At 63.6% G+C, this 20,212-nt stretch carries 19 protein-coding genes; 10 read left to right on the plus strand and 9 right to left on the minus strand.

Annotation, left to right across the window (positions count from 1 at the left end):
- Positions 1–151 precede the first annotated feature (151 nt).
- The 8 genes from MRBLMD1_RS11730 (at position 152) to MRBLMD1_RS11765 (ending at position 9,641) form a co-directional block, all read left to right on the plus strand.
- On the plus strand, positions 152–1,075 hold the full coding sequence (locus MRBLMD1_RS11730) for an AraC family transcriptional regulator (protein ID WP_224025960.1): 924 nt from the start codon (positions 152–154) through the stop codon (positions 1,073–1,075).
- A gap of 181 nt (positions 1,076–1,256) precedes the next feature.
- Positions 1,257–2,300: a LacI family DNA-binding transcriptional regulator gene (locus MRBLMD1_RS11735; RefSeq protein ID WP_307489906.1), complete on the plus strand. Its 1,044-nt coding sequence runs from the start codon at positions 1,257–1,259 to the stop codon at positions 2,298–2,300.
- Positions 2,301–2,467: 167 nt separating this feature from the next.
- Entirely contained in the window at positions 2,468–3,277 is an 810-nt protein-coding gene (locus MRBLMD1_RS11740; RefSeq protein ID WP_224025958.1) for an ABC transporter permease, read from the plus strand.
- 7 nt (positions 3,278–3,284) lie between these two features.
- Positions 3,285–4,250 (plus strand): carbohydrate ABC transporter permease, encoded by a 966-nt coding sequence (locus tag MRBLMD1_RS11745; protein ID WP_364399649.1) that lies wholly within the window; start codon positions 3,285–3,287, stop codon positions 4,248–4,250.
- 89 nt (positions 4,251–4,339) lie between these two features.
- Positions 4,340–5,950, plus strand: coding sequence for an ABC transporter substrate-binding protein (locus MRBLMD1_RS11750; RefSeq protein ID WP_364399651.1), 1,611 nt, complete (start codon positions 4,340–4,342; stop codon positions 5,948–5,950).
- Between the two features lie 120 nt (positions 5,951–6,070).
- The gene (locus MRBLMD1_RS11755; protein ID WP_364399654.1) at positions 6,071–7,585 is read left to right on the plus strand and encodes a glycoside hydrolase family 32 protein; all 1,515 of its coding nucleotides are present in this window, start codon (positions 6,071–6,073) and stop codon (positions 7,583–7,585) included.
- On the plus strand, positions 7,585–8,583 hold the full coding sequence (locus MRBLMD1_RS11760) for an aldo/keto reductase family protein (protein ID WP_364399657.1): 999 nt from the start codon (positions 7,585–7,587) through the stop codon (positions 8,581–8,583). The genes MRBLMD1_RS11755 and MRBLMD1_RS11760 overlap by 1 nt, the downstream gene beginning before the upstream one ends.
- A gap of 98 nt (positions 8,584–8,681) precedes the next feature.
- Positions 8,682–9,641, plus strand: a complete 960-nt coding sequence (locus MRBLMD1_RS11765; protein ID WP_364399659.1) for a PfkB family carbohydrate kinase — start codon at positions 8,682–8,684, stop codon at positions 9,639–9,641.
- Between the two features lie 162 nt (positions 9,642–9,803).
- Here MRBLMD1_RS11765 and MRBLMD1_RS11770 read toward each other — a convergent pair whose 3' ends face one another.
- The 5 genes from MRBLMD1_RS11770 to MRBLMD1_RS11790 all read right to left on the minus strand — a co-directional run bounded on the left by MRBLMD1_RS11770 (position 9,804) and on the right by MRBLMD1_RS11790 (position 14,942).
- On the minus strand, positions 9,804–10,055 hold the full coding sequence (locus MRBLMD1_RS11770) for a hypothetical protein (protein WP_364399662.1): 252 nt from the start codon (positions 10,053–10,055) through the stop codon (positions 9,804–9,806).
- Positions 10,056–10,170: 115 nt separating this feature from the next.
- Positions 10,171–11,208 carry a 2-keto-3-deoxygluconate permease gene (locus MRBLMD1_RS11775; RefSeq protein WP_364399665.1) on the minus strand — a complete coding sequence of 346 codons (1,038 nt, stop codon included), beginning with the start codon at positions 11,206–11,208 and terminating at the stop codon, positions 10,171–10,173.
- A 71-nt stretch (positions 11,209–11,279) separates the two neighbouring features.
- Positions 11,280–12,323, minus strand: a complete 1,044-nt coding sequence (locus MRBLMD1_RS11780; protein ID WP_364399668.1) for a zinc-dependent alcohol dehydrogenase — start codon at positions 12,321–12,323, stop codon at positions 11,280–11,282.
- A gap of 53 nt (positions 12,324–12,376) precedes the next feature.
- Positions 12,377–13,675, minus strand: coding sequence for a four-carbon acid sugar kinase family protein (locus tag MRBLMD1_RS11785; RefSeq protein WP_364399671.1), 1,299 nt, complete (start codon positions 13,673–13,675; stop codon positions 12,377–12,379).
- A 1-nt stretch (position 13,676) separates the two neighbouring features.
- Positions 13,677–14,942 (minus strand): RuBisCO large subunit C-terminal-like domain-containing protein, encoded by a 1,266-nt coding sequence (locus MRBLMD1_RS11790; protein WP_364399674.1) that lies wholly within the window; start codon positions 14,940–14,942, stop codon positions 13,677–13,679.
- A 266-nt stretch (positions 14,943–15,208) separates the two neighbouring features.
- Here MRBLMD1_RS11790 and MRBLMD1_RS11795 point away from each other — a divergent pair, with 266 nt between their 5' ends.
- A complete protein-coding gene (locus MRBLMD1_RS11795) occupies positions 15,209–16,075 on the plus strand; it encodes a GntR family transcriptional regulator (RefSeq protein ID WP_275179991.1) in 867 nt (288 codons plus the stop codon).
- A gap of 624 nt (positions 16,076–16,699) precedes the next feature.
- Positions 16,700–17,011, plus strand: coding sequence for a 4a-hydroxytetrahydrobiopterin dehydratase (locus tag MRBLMD1_RS11800; RefSeq protein WP_364399677.1), 312 nt, complete (start codon positions 16,700–16,702; stop codon positions 17,009–17,011).
- A gap of 143 nt (positions 17,012–17,154) precedes the next feature.
- On the opposite strand, the gene MRBLMD1_RS11805 is transcribed toward MRBLMD1_RS11800, so the two are convergent.
- The 4 genes from MRBLMD1_RS11805 to MRBLMD1_RS11820 all read right to left on the minus strand — a co-directional run bounded on the left by MRBLMD1_RS11805 (position 17,155) and on the right by MRBLMD1_RS11820 (position 20,141).
- Positions 17,155–18,060, minus strand: coding sequence for an alpha/beta hydrolase (locus tag MRBLMD1_RS11805; RefSeq protein WP_364399680.1), 906 nt, complete (start codon positions 18,058–18,060; stop codon positions 17,155–17,157).
- On the minus strand, positions 17,969–18,715 hold the full coding sequence (locus MRBLMD1_RS11810) for a TetR/AcrR family transcriptional regulator (RefSeq protein ID WP_364399683.1): 747 nt from the start codon (positions 18,713–18,715) through the stop codon (positions 17,969–17,971). Before MRBLMD1_RS11810 ends, MRBLMD1_RS11805 begins: the two co-directional genes overlap by 92 nt.
- On the minus strand, positions 18,712–19,344 hold the full coding sequence (locus MRBLMD1_RS11815) for a class I adenylate-forming enzyme family protein (protein ID WP_364399686.1): 633 nt from the start codon (positions 19,342–19,344) through the stop codon (positions 18,712–18,714). Before MRBLMD1_RS11815 ends, MRBLMD1_RS11810 begins: the two co-directional genes overlap by 4 nt.
- A 119-nt stretch (positions 19,345–19,463) precedes the next feature.
- A complete protein-coding gene (locus MRBLMD1_RS11820) occupies positions 19,464–20,141 on the minus strand; it encodes an NADPH-dependent F420 reductase (RefSeq protein WP_364399689.1) in 678 nt (225 codons plus the stop codon).
- Positions 20,142–20,212 lie beyond the last annotated feature (71 nt).

Consider the following 20,212-nt stretch of genomic DNA (forward strand, 5'->3'; position numbering starts at 1 on the left):
GTAGGTGTGGGGGATGTGCCACAACTAGCGTCACCGTTGCCCGTTTCTGATACTTATTTTCCAATTCGATAAGCCTCATCAGCCGGTACGCTGGTTAGGGCGGAGGGGATGCTGTCCAAAATTCATAACCACCGGATACACGGAGACTGCCATGGCCACAGTGGATGATGCCGAGGAAGCGACTGCCCGGCTGGCCGAAAGGCTTCTGGGCATGCGGGCCAACCGCGAAGTGATTCCCCCGGATCCCAACCACTCGGTGCGGTGGCACCAGCACAGCTACCCAAGCCCGCTGGCGCGGTGGAACTACCATCCTGAGTACGAGATCCACCTCATCCGCAAGGGCACCGGAAAATTCATCGTCGGCGACCACATCGGCACCTTTGAGGCCGGCCACGTGTCGATCGTGGGGTCTGGCCTGCCGCACGACTGGGTCAGCGACCTGGAGCCGGGCGAAGTACTGGAGAACCGGGACGCTGTCATCCAGTTCGACGGGAAGTGGGTGGAGCAGGCGGCCGGCGTGGTCCCCGAGCTGGCCGAGGTCCGTCCGTTGCTCGAACAGTCAGCGCGTGGCATCGAATTCCTGGGACAAACCGCAGCGGCAGCGGCGGTGGCCATTGAGGCCATGGGCCAGACCACCGGCCTGGAGCGCCTCCAGCACCTGTTTGAATTGTTCGCACTCCTTGCCGCGGCGCCGGAAGGTGACCGCCGGTATCTCGCGGAAGAATGGTTCAGGCCGCAGCTGGACGGACAGGCCGCCGCCGTCGTCGACCTTGTCCTGGAGTACGTGTTCAGCAATCACTCCGGCAGCGTCCGGATGTCTGAGGCTGCTGCCCTAGTGGGGATGCCGGAGCCCACCTTTTCCAAGTACTTCAAGCGCGCCACCGGCCAGAACTTCAGTGACCTGGTCCGGAAACTGCGCCTGGCACATGCCCGGCGCCTGCTCGAGCGCAGCGATAAGGCGGTGTCAGACATTTGCTATGAAGTCGGCTTCACCAACCTCTCCAATTTCAACCGACACTTCCTCAACGACACGGGAGAAACCCCGCGGCACTACCGCCAACGCACACAGAAATGAGAGTCGGGCCTGCTTGGGATGGGTACGCCGCCTCCCACATTCCATGCCCTGCAAACACTGGGACCCCGCGGGCAGGCTGAATAAGTAACATCTTGACGCCGCCGTGTGGTGCAGGTTACTGTTCTTTCTGTCGGTTATACGAATAACTGATACGCATAACTAACGGCCCAAGGAGGTGCCCATGGCCCGGTCCCGCCCCCACTCCGGACCCACCATGCATGACGTGGCGGCTGCCGCAGGAGTTTCCCAGGCCACCGTCTCCCTGGTCCTGAATTCAGCGTCCGGTTCCAGGTTCTCGGACGAAACCCGCCAGCGGGTGAAGGACGCAGTGCAGCAGCTTGGCTACCGTACTAACGCCCACGCCAAAACCCTCCGGGAAGGCATTTCCGGAATCATCGGGTTCCTTGGTGACGCCGTTGCCACCACACCTTTTGCAGGAAAGATCATTGAAGGGGCACAGGAACGCGCATGGGAAGACGGCTTGCTTCTGCTGACCATGAACACCGGCGGAGACAAGGCACTGGAATCAGCGTCGCTGGATTCCATGCTCTCCTACAAGGTTGCCGGCGTCGTTTACGCGGGGATGTACCACCGCCGGCTCGATGTCCCTGAAGCACTGGAGGCCGTCCCCTCGGTGGTGCTGAATTCCCAGGACCGAAAGCTGCGCCTTCCCAGCGTCGCCCCGGATGAGGAACTGGGGGGTTACACCGCCACCCGGCACCTCATCGAAGCCGGACATACGCAGGTAGCGATGATCAACATCGAAACCCTGGAAAGTGAACTCCCCGCAGCCGTGGGACGCTTCAACGGTTACACCAAGGCCATGACCGAGGCCGGCATCCCGGTTTCATCGGAGCTGGTTCGCTTCGGCACCGGCAACGAAGACGACGGTTTCACCTATGCGACGGAGTTGCTGACATCCGGCAAGCCCCCGACCGCCATCTTCTGCGCGAACGACCGCACCGCATGGGGCGCCTACCAGGCCGCCGCGGAGCTGCACCTTTCGATCCCCGGCGATGTATCCATCGTCGGATTCGACAACCAGGAGACCCTGGCCCCGCACCTGAGGCCGGGACTCACCACTCTAGAGCTGCCTTTTGTCGAGATGGGGCGCCGTGCCGTTGACCTCATCCTGCAGGGCGCCGAACCTGACGGGCGGGTCGAGTTCATGACCTGCCCGCTGATTGAACGGAACTCAGTGACACATCCAAAGGAGAAGCCATGAGCCGCGTCCTGGCTCGGCCCACGCCGGCAGCGCCCCCGGCGTCCCCGGCTCGCATGCGCCAACGGAAGGCCTTTTCGCTGCGCCTGAAGAGGGTGGTGAGGGCGTGGCAGTTATACGTATTACTAATCCCGTCGCTCCTCTACATCGCAGTTTTCAAGTATTGGCCGATGTACGGGGTACAAATAGCTTTCCGCAACTACAACCCCGTGGATGGATTCACCGGAAGCCCCTGGGTTGGACTGCAGCACTTCATTCGGTTCGTCAACTCCTACCAGTTCAGCCAGGTGGTTGGTAACACCCTCTGGATCGCTGTCCTGGGCCTGCTGCTGGCCTTCCCCATTCCGATCATCCTCGCGCTCCTGGTCAACCAACTCCAGAGCGAACGGTTCAAGAAGTTCACCCAAACCGTGCTCTATTCGCCGGCCTTCATCTCGACGGTGGTCGTTGTGGGCATCATGTTCGTCCTGCTTTCCCCGCGGTCGGGCCTGGTCAACAACGCCATTCAACTCGCAGGCGGCCAACCGGTGTTCTTCATGGGCTCCCCGGAGTGGTTCCGGCCCGTCTACGTCATTTCAGATGTGTGGCAAAACGCGGGCTTTTCCATGATCGTGTATCTGGCTGCCTTGTCCGGGATCGACCCCGCACTGCACGACGCCGCCAAGGTTGACGGCGCCTCCAAGCTGCAACGCATCCGGCACGTCGACCTGCCCGGCATCATGCCCGTCATAACGGTGCTGTTCATCCTCGCCATCGGGAACCTGCTCAACGTGGGATTCGAAAAAGCCCTGCTGATGCAAACAAACCTGAACCTGCCGACGTCGGAAATCATCCAAACGTACGTCTACCACGCTGGCCTGCAGCAGGCGCAGTTCAGCTACTCGGCCGCCATTGGCCTGTTCAATTCCGTCCTCAACCTCGTGTTGCTGCTGACCTTCAACTGGGTAGCGCGCCGGGCCAACCAAGCAACCCTGTGGTGATGCCGTCATGTCCCTGAACACCGAAGCCGTGGCCGCCCCGGCCCCCGTCAATCAACCCCAACCCCCTCGCCAGCGGACGACGTCGTTCCGCGACAAATGGGCCGACTCCGCCTTCAACATCGCGTCCGTCACCATCCTGACGCTGTCCATCGTCGCCGTCGTCTATCCCTTGTACTTCATCGTCATCGCCTCTATCAGCGATCCCAACGCCGTTTACGAAGGCAAAGTATGGCTCTTCCCCTCCGGGGTCACGCTGGAGGGATACCATCGGATCCTCGCAGACAGCCGGATCTGGAATGGCCTGGGCAACACGGTCATCTATACGGTCCTGGGGACAGCGATCAGCGTGACCACTATCCTGTTCGGTGCCTACGCGCTGTCCCGCAAGGACATGCCGGGCAGGAAGTTCCTGATGCTGCTCTTCGTCATCACCATGTTCTTCGACGGCGGTCTGATCACCAAGTACCTGGTAGTGCGGGACCTGGGCATGCTGGACACCGTCTGGGCAGTCGTGCTGCCAGGGGCAGTCGGAGTCTGGAACCTGATTATCGCCCGGTCATTCTTCGAGAACACCATCCCCGGGGAGCTCCGGGAAGCTGCCCAGATGGACGGCGCCAACGATTTCACCTTCTTCTTCAAGATGGTGCTCCCCCTGTCCAAGCCGCTCATCATGCTCATGATCATGATCCATGTGGTGGCGCACTGGAATTCGTTCTTTGACGCCTTGATCTTCCTCAACGACGACACTAAATACCCCCTGCAGCTCGTGCTGCGAAACATCCTCATCCAGTCCGATGTCTCCTCCGCCGGCACCACCGGCGGCGACATCGAGTCCTACGCCGCCGCGCAGCGCATCGGTGAGCTGACCAAGTACGCCATGATCGTCGTCTCGAGCCTGCCGCTGATGATTGCGCTGCCCTTCATGCAAAAACACTTCACCAAAGGCACCATGATCGGCGCCGTCAAGAGCTAGGCCCCGGAACCAGACGCAAATGACCGACGGCGGTACCCACCTTCCGCCGTTATCACCCCTCCCCCGCAAACCAGAAAAGGAAACGACCCATGGCTACAAGCCGCAAACTCGCCATCCTCGGCACCCTCATGGCAGGAACGATGCTGTTCACCGCATGCTCGGGCAACTCCAAGGGAACCGGCGACATCAAGGACTCCTCGGCAGAAGCCGGGTTCCAGGAAACCGGCTTCCCCATCGTCAAGAACCAGCTGACCCTGAAGTTCTCGGGAACAAAGACCGCCCTCGCTCCCGACTACGGCACCATGACCCTGGTGCAGCAGTGGGAAAAGGACACCAACATCCACATCGACTGGCAGAACCTCCCGGAGACGGTTTTTAAGGAAAAGAAGAACCTGATCCTGGCCAGCGGCGACCTCCCTGACGCCTTTTTCAACAGCGGCCTTACCGACGCCGAAATCGGCACCTACTCGGCAAACGGCACACTCATTCCGCTCGAAGGCCTCATCGAGAAGAACGCACCCAACCTTTCCAAACTCCTCGCGGCGCGGCCGGACATCAAGGCCGCCATCACTTCATCGGACGGCCACATCTACTCACTGCCCTCCATCGAGGAACTCGGCCTGGTCCAATTCCCCAACGAGATGGCCATCAATACCGCATGGCTGGACAAGCTCGGCATCCCGATGCCGAAGACCGTGAACGAACTGCACGACGCCCTGCTCGCCTTCAAAACCAAGGACGCCTCGGGCACCGGCAAGACCATCCCCTTGAGCTTCATGCCCAGTTCCTGGTGCGGGGACATCGTCGACCTCATCGCAGCTCTTGGCGGCGTTCCGGACAACATGGACCACCGCATCGTCCAGGACGGCAAAGTCATCTACACGGCCACCCAGGACGGCTACAAGAAAGCAATCCAGACCCTGCACCAGTGGTACCAGGAAGGCCTGATCGATCCCGAATCCTTCTCGCAGGATGACAAGGCCTACCTGGCCAAGGGAAAGGCCGGAACAGAAAACCTCGGCTCCTTCGTCTGGTGGGAAATCAAGGAAATGGTCGGTGCTGACCGCGCCGGCGACTACAAACTTCTGCCCGTGCTCGAGGGGGTGGATGGCAAGAGGCTGGCCAGCCAGTCCAACAACCAGGAAATCGCCCGCGGAGCCTTCGCTATCACCCGGGCCGATAAGTACCCCGCCGCGACCATGCGCTGGGCCGACAACCTCTATGACCCCATCCAGTCAGCCCAGGCCAACTGGGGCCCCATCGGCGAGACCCTGCAGAAAGACCCGGCAACCGGCCTGCTGACCCAGATTCCGGCGCCGGCCGGTACGAGTGAAGGCGAACGACGCCAAAAAGTGGCACCGGGAGGCCCTAAGGCCAACACCGCAGAAAACTTCCAGAAAGTCGTAGCGCCCGAGCCCCGGGCCGCTGAACGGCAGAAGACGGTTGAAGAAAACTACAAGCCGTTCGCCGCCAACGATGGATACCCGCCAGTGGCGCTCTCCAACGAAGAGCTCCAGCAGATCAGCACCATTGAGACCGACGTTGCCACTCTCGTGAAGCAGAACACTGCTAAATGGATTGTCTCCGGCGGCATCGACCAGGAGTGGGACGGCTACGTTTCGCAGCTGAAGAACGTCGGCGTCGACACAATGATCGACGTTTACCAGCAGGCATACGACCGGTTCAAGAACAACTCCTGACCATCTGATTTCCCACAGCGGACCGGGCACGGAACGTCCGTGCCCGGTCCCCGGCCTGCCCCCAATAAAATCTTCCGGCCCCACGCGAACGGGCCACATCCATGAAATGAGACCTGCTCCATGAACACCGTTGCGCCCACCCTTGAGGCTTATCGCCCTGCGATGCACTACACGGCCAAGGACACCTGGCTCAACGATCCCAACGGCCTGGTTTTCCATGAGGGCATTTACCACCTCTACTACCAGAACAATCCCTTCGGGAACATCCACAGCAACATGTCATGGGGGCACGCCACCTCCACCGACCTCGTCAACTGGGAAGAGCATCAGGTCGCCCTCCCGTGTGACGACATCGAGGAGATCTTTTCGGGCAGCATCGTGGTGGACCATGGGAATTCCTCTGGTTTCGGCGTGGGAGGCGTTGCCCCACTGGTGGCCATCTACACCAGTGCCTACAAGCCCGGTTCGGCCCACCCCGGCATCCAGGCCCAGTCCCTCGCCTGGAGCATCGACGGCGGCTACTCCTGGACCAAATATTCGGGCAACCCTGTCCTGACCAGGAACTCCCCCGAATTCCGCGACCCCAAAGTCTTCCGCTACAACGGCCCGGCCGGCAGCTACTGGGTGATGGCCGCCGTCGAAGCCCACGATTTCGCCGTGCTTCTCTACCGCTCCGACGACCTCCGTAACTGGGAATACCTGAGTACATTCGGTCCGGCAAACGGCACCGGCGGGATCTGGGAATGCCCCGACCTCTTCGAGCTGCCGGTCGACGGTCTTCCCGGGACCACAAAATGGGTTCTTACCGTGAACATGAATCCCGGCGGCCCCAACGGGGGCTCCGCCGGACAGTACTTCGTGGGAGAGTTCGACGGCGTGAGCTTCCGTTCCGAAACGACCCTCACCGAGGGCATGCAGGACCCCGGGCTGGTAGATCAGTACCAGTGGCTGGACTGGGGCCGGGACTACTACGCTGCCGTGTCCTTCAGCAACGTCCCGGACGGCCGCAGGCTCATGATCGGCTGGATGAACAACTGGCAATATGCCAACCAGATTCCCACCTCACCCTGGCGCAGCCCCATGAGCCTTGTCCGGGAAGTTTCCCTGGCCATGGTGGACGGACAGCCGCGGCTTGTGCAACAGCCAGCCCCCGAGTGCACCGCGGAGTCGCTGCCCGGACCGGCGCAGCGGGTGTCCCTGAGCGGGACGGTGGCGGTCGACGGCGGCGCAGCAGTACAGCTGGTCCACGTCACCTTTACGCCCGGAACGGCCGACGAGTTCGGTCTCGTGGTCCGTGGCGCAACTGACGGAGCGGCCGGGTCCTCCGGCACCCGGATCAGCATCAGCCCTGGAGCGGGCGAACTGGTGCTGGACCGGACGAACTCCGGCGACTCCGGCTTCCACCCGGCATTTCCTTCTGTCAGCAAAGCACCCTTGCGGGCATTGGACGGTACCTATTCGCTGCGGATCTTTATTGACCACTGCTCCGTCGAGGTCTTCGCGCAGGACGGCCTCGTGACTCTTACCGAGTTGATCTTCCCGGACCCGGCCCAAACGGCCATCACCCTGTTCTCCGCCAACGGTTCAGCCGAGGCACTACTACAGCTGGTTGCCGTCGGACAGGACAACGCGTAGTGGAATACCGCAAGCTTGGCTCGTCCGGCATGTACCTCAGCGAGATCGCCTACGGCAACTGGTACACCCACGGGGAGCAAATCGACCAGGACACCGCCACCGCTTGTGTCCAGCAGGCTCTGGACCTGGGAATCACCACCTTCGACACCGCCGACGCATACGCCGGGACCCGGGCGGAATCAACTCTCGGCGAGGCACTTGCGGGGGTCAGGCGCGAGAGCGTTGAAATCTGTACCAAGGTCTACTTCCCCACCGGGGAAGGCCGAAACGACCGCGGCCTTTCACGCAAACACCTCATGGAGTCAATGAACGGCTCCCTTCGCCGGCTCCAGACCGAGTACGTGGACCTCTACCAGGCACACCGCTACGACTACGAGACGCCGCTGGAAGAGACCATGCAGGCCTTCGCCGACATCGTCAGGGCCGGAAAAGCACACTACATCGGAGTGTCCGAATGGACGGCCGACGAAATCAGCGCCGGGGCTGCCCTGGCAAAGGAACACGGCGTTCAGCTCGTCTCCAACCAGCCCCAGTACTCCATGCTCTGGCGCGTCATCGAAGCACAGGTTGTCCCCCTCAGCGAGGACCTGGGGATTGGACAAATCTGCTGGTCTCCCCTCGCCCAGGGAGTCCTCACCGGCAAATACGCACCCGGGCAAGCAGTTCCACAGGGCTCCCGTTTCCGCGGCCCCGACGGAAAACTCAAGGACGACCACCGCTTTCTTGGCCACGACATCCTCACCCGCGTCCAGCGACTCCTGCCGCTGGCCTCGGAAGCCGGACTGTCCATGGCGGCATTCGCCGTCGCCTGGGTACTGCAGAACCCCAACGTGTCCGCGGCGATTGTCGGCGCCTCACGCCCCGAACAACTCGTCGACAACACGAAGGCGTCCGGGGCAAGGCTGGACCCGAAGCTGCTCGCAGAAGCCGATGAGATCCTCGGCCCCGTGGTCGAGAGGGACCCGGACAAGGTCGAGTCCTTCCTTAGCCGCCCTTGAAACTCACAGCCAGACCTTGGACCCACGATTCGGCGCCGCCTTCCGCAGTCCGACCACGACCGCCAAATGACCCCGACTCCTGCCCCGAGAGGCAAAGCATGGAACACCTCAAAGCAGCCCGCCAAGAAGCACAGAAGCCCCTTGACGCCGTCGTTGTCGGTGAAGCACTGATCGACGTGGTCACCACCCCGGACAGCCAGGTGGAGCATCCCGGCGGATCTCCCGCCAATGTGGCCTACGGACTCGGACGTCTTGGCGTGCATACCGGCCTGCTTACGGCCATCGCACCCGACGCCCGGGGAGTATCGATAGAGGACCACCTCCGGCGGGCAGGAGTAGCTCTCCTGCCCGGATCAAAATCCCTCACCCGCACGGCAACAGCAACCGCAACCCTTGCACCCGGCGGATCCGCCGCATACGACTTCGACATCCACTGGGACCTGCCAACAACTACGCCCGCCTGCTTTCCCAAAATTCTGCACACCGGTTCCATAGCCACCTTCCTGGACCCCGGGGCCGGTGCGGTCAGAGCCCTGCTCGAACAAGCCCACACGCAGTCCACCATCACCTACGATCCGAATATCAGGCCCTCCCTGCTCGGCAGCCACGCCGAAGCGAAGGGGATCTTTGAAGAACTCGTCTCCCTGACCGACGTCGTCAAACTCAGCGACGAGGACGCCCGCTGGCTCTACCCCCGGCGAACATTGGAGGAAACCGCTGACCACATCCTCCGACTGGGCGCCGGGTTGGCAGTGATCACCAAGGGAGCCGAAGGGTCCCAGTTCACCTCCGCGGACGCACGCATCACCATCCCCGCCGTCAAAGCCACGGTCACGGACACCATAGGCGCCGGTGACTCTTTCATGGCCGCACTCATCATGGGCCTCCTCACCCGCGGCACCGAAGGCTTCGCCCCCACCGTCATGGAGCAACTCGGACGCACCGCAGCCACAGCAGCGGCGATCACCGTGCAGCGCCCCGGGGCGAACCCGCCGACCCTGGACGAACTGACATCTGCTGTCGAGCCACCCTCACGTACACATGGAGCATCCGCATAGAGCAGCAACTTCCCACGTCAAGACACAGTACGGACCAAGTTCAGGTCATGCTGCCGGGCTGACGACGTGAGTCCCAGTGCGCAGAGCCGTTCCCGGGTAACCAGGTGGGCTCCTGGCAAACCGACGTGCCGTGGTACTCACCCAGGAATGCGAAGGGAACCTCTAGCCAAGCTGTTTGTGGATGGTTGATCCGTCGCCGTGGAAGATCAGGATTCGGCTTTGGCCGTCGATCCAGACCCAGAAGTAGCTGGCGTCCTCGCTGATTTCGTCCAAGGTGCCTTGTTCGGGTGCGAATCCGTGTCGTTTCACAATCACTCGGTCGCCGGGGTTTAGGTGGACCCAGTTGTGATAGCTCAATGGGCGGGCTCCGACCGTCACCGTTGACAGGTCAGCCATTTGTGCGTCCGCAATCATTGTTGTTCCTTTCTTAATGGTTTCCCGCCTGGTGCCCAGCTTCAGTAGGGACAGATGTGGATATAAGGAAGCGGGGCGTGCTCTGTGCACGCCCCGCTCATGTCCTTTAGTACTGCTAGGTCAGTTCCGGAGTACTACCTGCGTGCTTGGGAGTTGGTGCCTCCTGTTCGCTGGAGTTGTCATCTGACTCCTGGAGACGGGCCCTTTTCTGAAGTCGCTTTGCCCATGCTGACGTTACGATCGGGCAGAGCACAGCGGAGACGACGACTGATGCTGCCACGAGGACGGTGGCGTGGTCGGCGGCCGGGGCGTAGACAGGGTTGGCTGTTGCGATGATGGCGGGGACGAGGGCTGCGTTGCCGGCGGTGGTTGCTGCGGCGAGGCCGGCGACGCCGTCGCCACCGGTGAGTTTGTCGGCGAGGAGCAGCACTGCTCCGCCGACGAAGACCACGAACAGTCCGAGGGCGATGCCGAGCAGCCCTGCTTCAACGACTGCGTTGAGGTTGATGGTCAGGCCGAGGGCCAGGCCCAGGAACGGGACCATGGCCGGTACCAGTGGGGCCAGGAGGCTCCTCATATTTTTATCCAGGTTCCCGAGGAGCATGCCCAGTGCCAGCGGGAGGATGGCGCCGACGAGTGCCTGCCAGGGGAAGGCCGACAGGCCGGCGATGCCAAGGGTGACCATGGTCAGGAAGGGGCCCGATTCCAAGGACAGGATGGAGTAGGCGCCGGCGTCGCGCTTGCGGCCGAACTGGCCCATGAGGGAGATGTAGAGCCCGCCGTTGGTGTCGTTCAGGGCAGCAACCAACGCGAGGGTGGACAGGCCGGCGAGGATTCCGGAGTCGATGGGGGCCTCGCCGAGGAAGCGCCCGGCGATCACGCCGATGAGGATCGCGAAGAGGATTTTGGAGCCGAGGAGCACGCCGCCCTTTTTGAGGATGTAGGGCGTTGATTTGACCTCGAGTGTGGCGCCGAGGCAGACGAAGAACACGGCCAGCAGCGGCGCCAGGCCGGTGAAGAAGGCTCCTGTGAAGGATCCGAAGAACTTACCGGCGTCCGGGGCCAGGGTGTGGATGACGGCACCGATGCCGAGGGGCACCAGCATCATGCCGCCGGGGACCTTCTCCAGAGCTTTCTTGATGGGAATCGACATTGATTTCTCCTGTTGAATAGCTGAGCGGTTGGGAACTGCGGTTCGGTCCGTCAGTTCCGTTGCTTGTGGGGTTAGCCGAGGCCAGGGATGAGCAGGACTTTGCAGGCGTCGCCGGTGAGCAGTTCCACTGCGTCGTCGATCTCGCTGAGCTTCTTGCGGTGGGTGATGAGCCAGTCGAGCTCGAGCTTTCCTGAGTCCAGCAGCAGCAGGCTCTGTTCCCAGGTTTCCCAGAGCCTGCGGCCGAAGATGCCGCGCAGGGTGATGCCCTTTTTGTTGATGTAGGCGGCGATGTCGACCTCTGCCGGGCGGCTGGGGTGTCCGACGGTGATGACGGTGGCCTCGCGGCGGACGGCTTCGAAGAGAGTAGTCAGGGTGCCGGGGGCTCCGGAGCATTCGAAGGCAACGTCGAATCCGCCGCGGCGGCCGGTGAGTTCGCGGCAGCGCTCAACGATGCCGTCGTTGGGGTGCAGGGCGGTCGCGCCGAGCTTTTCGGCTTGTGCGCGACGGTAGGGGTTGGGATCGACGGCGATGACGTGGGAGGCGCCCATGAGCAGTGCCAGGTTCACGACGACGAGGCCGACGGGGCCTGCGCCGCTGACGAGTACTGCCCGGCCGGCGACGGAGTAGTTGGCGCGCTGGATGGCGTGGACGGCGACTCCGGCGGCTTCGAGCAGTGCACCGGATTCGAGGGACAGGCCGGCGGGGAGCTTGACGCAGATGTCCTGGGGGACGGCGGCGTATTCGGCGAAGACGCCGTCGATGTGCATGCCGAGGATGCCGGTGCGTTCGCAGGTGTGGGCGTCACCGGTGCGGCAGGGAAAGCACTGGCCGCAGGTCAGGTGGCTTTCGAGGGCGACCTGGTCGCCCACCTTCAGTCCGCTGACTCCGGGGCCGACCTCAACGATGGTCCCGGCGCCTTCGTGGCCGAGGGTGACCGGGAGGTTGAGGTTGAAGGCCTGGGCGGAGGGTGTCCATTCGTAGAGTTCACGGTCGGTCCCGCACAGGGAGGCTGCGCCGACTTCGATGACGACGGAACCTTCTGTTGCCTTGGGGTCGCCGGCGTCGGTGACGTATGTGACGCCTCGTTCGGCTGCGTTCTTGACTACTGCCCGCATGGGGGCCGCCTTTCGTTGGTTCTGGTGATGCGTGGAGGAGATTGTGTGGAGTGTCAGCTGGGGGTCTGTCCGGCGAAGCGGCGCAGGATGTCGGTGGGTCCGACCTGTCCGCCTTTGAGCAGCAGCCGGCATCCGCCGACGGCGGAAGCGCCATCGGCGCGGAGGATGGGGCCGGCGGTGACGAACTGGTCCGATACCCGGAGTTGGCGCACGCCCATGGCGATGAGTGCGTGGCTGGAGGTATCGCCGCCACAGACGGCGATGTCCCGCGTGAGCCCGGCATCGGCCATGCGGGCAGCGATGCCGCCGATCAAGGTGCCGACGTAGCCGGCGTCCACTGGTGTGCTTGCTCCGTAGCGTGGGTCTGCCGCGCCGCGGGTGGTGTGAACGACGACATTGCGCCCTGCCCGGAGCGCGGCGGAAACCCGCTCATCCAGAGCCGCAACCAATGCGGGGTCGTCGCGCTGCAGCAGCTCGGCAGGGACCGGGACGTCCTCCCAGCCATTGGAGGTTGCGTCGTTGATCTGCTCCGCTGTGGTGCTGGAGGCCGAGGCGCTGACGGCCAGGACCGGTCCTGAGGGCTTCTGCGGGCCGGGGGTGCGTGCGGCCTGGTCCGAGACGGACCTGGCCAGGGCAGCCATGATGCCCCCGGATCCGACCACGATCGAGGGACCGTGACCGTGTTCTTCCCGGGTGAGTGCTTCTGCGACGGCGTCCATGTGGTGTTCGCCGACGGCGTCGACCACGAAGGCCTGCGCCCCGGGTTCCCGCCTCCGGTCCGCCCAGGCGTCCTTGAAGGTTCCGTCGTCATAAGCCGGCAGATGGATGGCCCCCGGTACCTCGTCGTCGCCGAACTGTTCAGCCAGGACCTGACGCAGGTCCGCTTCGGACATGGGCGTTGAAGGGTGGCGGGACATGACCGGGTGACGGTCCAGCCGGTAGATCTTGCCGGCGTAGGTTGCGTAGTGGTTGCTGAAGGCGGTGTAGCGGCCGAAAGCGGGTTGGGCCGGGACTACCGGGATGGGTCCGTGCAGCGGGAACTGCTCGCGGAGCAGTTGGATGCCGCGGCCGATGCTCCCGATGGTGGTGGAACTGTCGAAGGTGGAGCAGACCTTGTAGAGCAGGACCTCCAGGTTCAGCGTGGCGATGCCTGCAAGGTCACGGGTGACCAGGTTGTCGAAGGCCGTGCCGGACAGGGAACGGGCCGGCCCGGCGAACCCGACGACGTCGGTGTCCGTGGGCAGTGGGGCGTCTCCGATGACGAGCGCGGCTTCGAGCCCGTAGCGGTGGGCTTGGGCGAGGACGTCGGCGGCTCCGGTGAGGTCGTCGGCGACGAAACCGAAAGCGGGCATGTCAGGCACCTTTCGCGAATGTCTGGACTGCGTGCAGGAGAGCCTCGTCCCCGGTGTGGGCGAGTTTGTCCGCTGCGCTCTGCAGGGGTACTCCGTTTACGGCTGCTTCCCAGGCCTGGCGGAGGCTGCGCACTCCGGCTCCGGGTCCGTCCGGGTGGGCGGCGACGCCGCCTCCGGCGAGCATCATCAGGTCGGTGGAACCTACTGCTTCGAAGGTGGGGCCCGGGGTGGTGACGTTCTGCCCGGACGACAACACGGGAAGCGGTGCGATGGTTTGGCCGAGCGGTTCGAGGAGGCTGCGGATGTTAGAGGCTACTTCTTCGTCGAGTTCGTAGAACTTGCTGCCCAACCCGGAAGCGTGCAGGTGGTCGGCACCGGCCAGGCGGGCCATCTGCTGCCAGACCCGGTAATCCATGCCCAGGGCCTTGGACCTCATGGAGGCCGCGAGGCCGGCCCGGTGCCCGTGGATGGGAACCTCGGCGAAGCTGCGCAGCATCGCCAGGGCGGGCAGCCCCATCACGGGAATGTTCAGCATCACGCAGCGCCCGCCGGCCTCGACGACCAGGTCGTGGCGCTTCTGCAGACCGGCAAGGTCGCCGGTGATGTTGAATGCGTACATGGTCGAGTGGCCGGTGACCTGCTCGGCGGCCCGGATCTCTTCGGTGGCGACTGCGACCCTGCGTTCCAGCGGCAGATAGGCCGGGTCAGTCATGAGTTCATCGTCCTTGATCAGGTCGATGGACACCATCGCCAGATCGCGGACCACCAGCCGGAATTCCGCTTCGGAAAGCCCGACGTTGGGCTTGACGATGGTGCCGACCATGACGCCCTGGACGTCGCTGATGAGTTTGCGGGTCCCCTCGATACCGAAGGCCGGGCCGGGGTGGGCGGCGACGAAGTCCTCCGGCAACTGGATGTCCTGAAGACGGCAGGCGTAAAGATCGCCGAGTTCGAAAAGATTGCCTGCGATGGCTGTCTGCAGCGTTGCCAGGTCGGTGCCGACGTTCTCCATGGGGAAGTCAACAGTGACCAATGCTGCACGGACCTTTTCCGGGTTCGCCCGTGATGGCAGGGAGGGGCGGCAAAAGCCGAGTTCCTGCACATCCGAGATCCGGGCCGCGTGCCGCTCCCGGATCCGGGCGGATTCGCCCGGCACCGGCAGGAAGGTGCCGCTGGACTGTTCGCCAGCCATGATCGCGGCGGCCTTTTCCGGGTCAATTTCGGATTCTAGGTAGTAGGTGCAACGCACCGAGCGCGGGTCGCGCATGGAACTCTCCAATGTGGGGGTTTGAAACTTACGTATCCGACTGTCACCTGCAGGTACTTTCACTTCGCTCACGCGCCGATGCGGGCTCAAGCAGGTGACTGGGGACTTCGCGTTCAGAGCAGCTTCTGTGATCCGGAACCGAAGTTGTACGTACCTTTGATACGTACAATAATCGGTGGTGTGGGTCACGTCAAGGCCGCTTATTGTTGTTCAGCCGAGGGGCAGGAAGGCGAGGGCTAAGATTTGAACAGGGCAGAGGAGACAACGTGAGTTCGGAACCAGCAGTAACATCGGCAGAGCAGGCGGGACGCACCAGCCCTCTGAACCGGGAAGACGGAGGTCCTCTCCACGCCCAAATCCGGGACATCCTCCACCGGCAAATCGTAGAGATGGGACTTTCCCCGGGATCTTCACTCCCTACCGAGGATGAGCTGACGAGGCAGTTCGGCGTCTCTCGGAGCGTCGTGCGCCAAGCGTTGTCCGGCCTCGCCGACCTGGGCCTGATTCGTCGCCAGCGCGGCCGCGGCAGCGTCGTAGCTGCAACACCTGTCCTTCGCCGGCACGTACAGCGCGCCGGCGGCCTCGACGAACAAGCCGCAGCACACGGCCAGCGCTTGCGCACTCACGTCCTCAGCGTGGAACCATCCGAGCCACCCAAGGCCGGCGTCGAGGCCCTCAACACCTCGAATACCTGGAAGATCGAGCGGGTTCGCTATCTCGACGACCTTCCCGTGGCCTTCATGCGAACCTGGGTCCCTCGCGACTTCTTCCCGCACTTCACCGCAGAACTGCTGGAAAACGCCTCACTCCTGAACCTGATGCGGGACCACGGCTACCACCCCGCCGGCGGACCCCGCCAAGTACAGGCAGTCTCATCGGATCCCGACCTGGCCGGGAAGCTCAACATCAACACGCGCGAACCGCTGCTCCTGCTCCAGGGCGTTACCCGCGACGCCCTGGGCCATGGTCTGGAATGGTTCAACGTCTGGCACAGCCCCAACACAGTCTTCGACGTCGACGCACAAGTCACAACCCAACCCGGACGCGTCTCCCAAGAGCACATCCGCCGCCTTCGGACCCTGACCCAGCAACTGGAATCTGAACTATCAGATCTTGAGCGAGGGGCACACTAAAGGCTGCGAGACCGCCGCACAGACGCATCTTGGCGGAAACGTTGAAGTCCAGCACCCCGCGGGAGCGCAGCTGAAGAAAAGATAAGTTGCGGAATACTTACCCCGCCTCGCGCCCGAGTGTCCTAATTTTTCTGCGTGTACTCGAGGCGACGCTTTAATGCACCCGGAACCGGATGCGGCTCAAACGCAACAACGGTCTGCGTAAGAGATGCTTGGAGGCGTGGCGCAAGACGACAGGCCCTTGTCCTGCGGAAACAATTTGCCCGAGGTGGAACTCGAACCACATTCCATCCCCTCAGTGCGAATTCATACGCTTACCACCGCCGCCCAGTAGCCGATAACTGTGCCAGCCAACGATTCCACCCCGACGGCACCGCCATCAGCCCAACTCTCACTGCCAATTGACGGAAGATACGCTGTAGGGCCCTTAAATAGTGTCTAGGGGCTCAGAGAAGGACGCGCCTGGCATCGTGACTGAACCTTCCCCCAACCGCCCCGGTGCGACGGCGTCATCCCCACCAAGTGCCGAGTTTCAACGGCCATCGCCGGTGACGGCGGTCACCCAAGGAGACGTAGTGCCTCCTGGGGTAGCCCACGGCAACCCTCCGGAGCCATGATGGCACTATGACTGATCCCCAACGGAAGCTGTCCGCCGCCGAACTCACCGAAGCAGGACTCACGGGCTGGCACCTGACCGGCGAAGCCCTCACCGCCACCTTCAAGACCCGGAAGTTCTCCACCGGGCTCGAACTCGTGAACCGCATCGGCGCCTCCGCCGAGAAGGCCAACCACCACCCCGATCTCACCCTCACCTACCCCCAGGTAGGCGTCACGCTCTCGAGCCACGACGTCGGCGGGATCACCAGCCGCGACATCGACCTCGCCCGCACCATCAGCGGCCACGCCGCGGACCTCGGGGTCGCCACCGCGGAGTAAGTCCGCGCAGTCGAGCAGGGGGCGAAGGCTCGTCGAGGCGCAAAGCCGCCTTTACGGAATCACCATTATCGGCGCTCGAAAATCGCTCGGAGAGACGGCAGTCAGAACTCCCGGCCATTGACCTTTTCACGTGCTGGCGCCGCTCACATTCCGGCCAGGGCGGCGCGGACACTCTCGGCAACAGCAGCAGCGCCCGTCTGGCCCATGATGATGGTGTAGTGGTTGACGTCCGGCACCTGCGTGACTCGCAGCGCGGGAAGCTTCGCTGCCCACGACTCCAGGTATCCGGGGGCATAGAGGGCCGTCGGTTCGTTCAGCAGTCCCCGGGGCGCCCGGAGGACATCGGTGTTTACCGTCAGGCGGTCCAGTGCCGCCAACAGCGAAGCACCGCGGTGCAGGTCCGCCGTATCTTCCGCCATCGCCTCGTACCGCGTGGCGGGCCGAAGTTCCGGTTCTTCGCCGGTGAGGTCGTAGTCCACATATGCATCCACGAGCGGACCCCAGTCGGCGCTGAAGGCGGGGTGCTGCCTCCAGAAGGAACGGTAAACCTCGCGGCTTGGGAAGGTGGCATTGAGCCGCTCGGCAGCAGGACCCAGGACCGAGGAGATGACTTCTTCGTCCGAAAGGCCGGCCGGAACCCGCAGGGGCAGGCCCCCGTCCACCAGTACCAGCGAACGGACGCGTTCCGGGAACAGGTCCGCAAGGACAAGCGATGCGAAGCCGCCCATGGAGTGCCCCACCACGACCAAGGGCCCATCCGCCAGGTCCTCGAGGACGGCCGCCAGGTCATGTGCGTGCGTGGTCATTCCGTATGGTCCGGGCAACTGGTTACTGCGCCCGCGCCCGCGCAGGTCCGGAGCGATGATCCGGACGTCGGGCAGGGCTTCGGCGAGATAGGCCCAGGACTTGTGGGAAGCGGTGACACCATGGACCGCAAGGACAGTTGGAGCGGCAGGATCATCCGGGCCCCAGATGGCAGTGTGGAGTGTTCCGCCGCGCACCGCCACTTTCGTCGTGCGGTGGGTTTCCTGGCTGGCTGTCTGGGTCATGGCAACGTCCCTTCCTGGGCGGGGTGGTCGTGGTGGCAGAGTCAGGAGCAAGGCCCCGCTCGATGAACTGCATCATTTCTTCAAATACTGCTTCGGGTACCTCGGGTCTTGCTCCCTCGACCGGCGGTGCGCCTTCCTCGTCCCACAGGACCCAGCGCATGCCGATTAGTTCGCCGATGCCCATCAGGGCCCACGCTGCGACGGTGGGCTCCATGTCCCTGACTTCCCCGCTGGACTGCGCCGCCTTCAGCCCTTCGATGTAGCCGTTCACGATCCGGGTGTAATGCAGCCGCAAAGCCCCCGGGGAAACAAACTCGGCCTGCCGGATGATCCGGTACAGTGCCGGGTGCTGGGCGGTGAAGCGGAAGAACGCGCGGAAACCTGCCCGTTCCGCTTCCATGCGGTTGGGGGCATTTCGTGCCGCGTCGGTCATGGCGTGGCGGACCCGGCGGTTGAGGTCCTCCACCACTTCATCGAAGATGGTCTGCTTGCCGTCGAAGTACAGGTAGAAGGTCCCGAGCCCGACGCCGGCCGCCTCGGTGATCTTCACGATCGAGGCGTCGTGATAGCCCACCGATGCGAACACCGCTTCGGCTGCTTCCAGCAGCTTGGCCCGGGTGCGGTTTCCCCTGGCGGTGCGCGGTGCCGCGCTCATGGCCGGCCTCCCGCCGCGGGTTCGTGTCCGGGAGCGGGACGTCCGGACAACTCCTGGCGCAGCTTGGCGCGGAGAACCTTGTTCAGCGCCGTCCGTGGCGGGCCTGACACCATCTCGATCCGTGCCGGGACTTTGAACCGGGCCAGCCGTGATCTGCAGTGCTCCAGCAGTTCCTGTTCGTCCGTGACCATGCCGGGGCGGACCACCACGAAGGCCAGGCCGCTTTCGCCCCAGCGGGGGTCCTCCACACCCACCACGGCTGCCTGCCCAACTGCGGGATGGCCCAGGAGGACGGCCTCGACTTCGGACGGCGCCACGTTCTCGCCGCCGGAGATGTAGATGTCCTTGAGCCTGTCCACTACCCTGATGTAGCCCTCGGCGTCCCGTTCCACGAGGTCGCCGGAGTGCAGCCAGCCGCCGGCCAGGACGGCTGCTGTGGCTGCGGGATCCCGGAAGTAGCCGGCAAACACGCCCGGGCCGCCCACCAGGAGCTCACCGCTGGCCGCACCTTCAAGGATTTCGCCGGTGGCCGGATCGGCGTAGTCGCTGTAGAACCCGCGGCCGCTCTTGACGCCCATCCGCCCTTTGTCGATGTAGCCCTGCAGCAGCGGGGCCGACTTGTTCTCCATTCCTGCGAGTTGGCAGTAGTGGTTTTCGATGTCGAGGCGGCTTTCTTGGTGACGGTGCCTTTCGTCGGTGCAGGAGAGTGGTCAGCAGCCCGTATGACGGGGCGCGACGGTGTTGCCGGTCAGCGGACGATTTTGAAGTTGAATGCCGGTGTTCCGAGGGCGCCCCAGAGGCGGAGCCAGACGGGCAGGAGCATTTCGGTTCCGCGGGCTGTGGTGATGTCGCCGAGGTCGATGACATCCTGGTGGCCAAAGTCCTTCAACAGGCCGCTGACGATGGTCTTGGCCTCGGCATCATTGCCGGAAACGAAGACCGTGCCGGGATCGGAGAGCTGTCCCGGGCGGGCCATCAGGTCGGCGTTCATCGTGTTGAGGGACTTCACTACGCGGGCTCCGGGGAAGGCGCGCTGGATCTGCTCGCCCAGGGAGTCGGTGTCTTTGACGAACAGGGTTGGGGGCATGCCGTTGCTGAAGTCGAGTGGGTTGGCGATGTCGAGAATGATCTTGCCTTCGAGGTTTTCCTCCCCTGCCGCGCCCAGCACTTCGAGGGATGCGCCGCCGTTGGTGGCGTTGACGATGAGTTCCGCCCCCAGGGCGGCGTCAGCGAACCTCGCGACATTGATGCCCGGGTTTTCTGCAGCCCAAGTGGCGAAGGGCGGGGTGCCCATGGCGTCCGCGTCAACGCGGGCCAGCGTAGCTTCGGCATCGCGGGTGCCTACGGTGACTGAGTGGCCCAGCTCGGCCAACCGTGCCGCGATGGTGCGGCCGACCATTCCGGTTCCAAGGACTGCTGTCTTCATGATGTTCTCCCGGTGTTTTCAGGTTCAGGGCACAAGACCCTACGTGACGGATCGTTCTCAAGTTTGTGACG

This window comes from Pseudarthrobacter sp. LMD1-1-1.1 (assembly GCF_040676255.1).
In the GTDB taxonomy this organism is placed as follows: domain Bacteria; phylum Actinomycetota; class Actinomycetes; order Actinomycetales; family Micrococcaceae; genus Arthrobacter.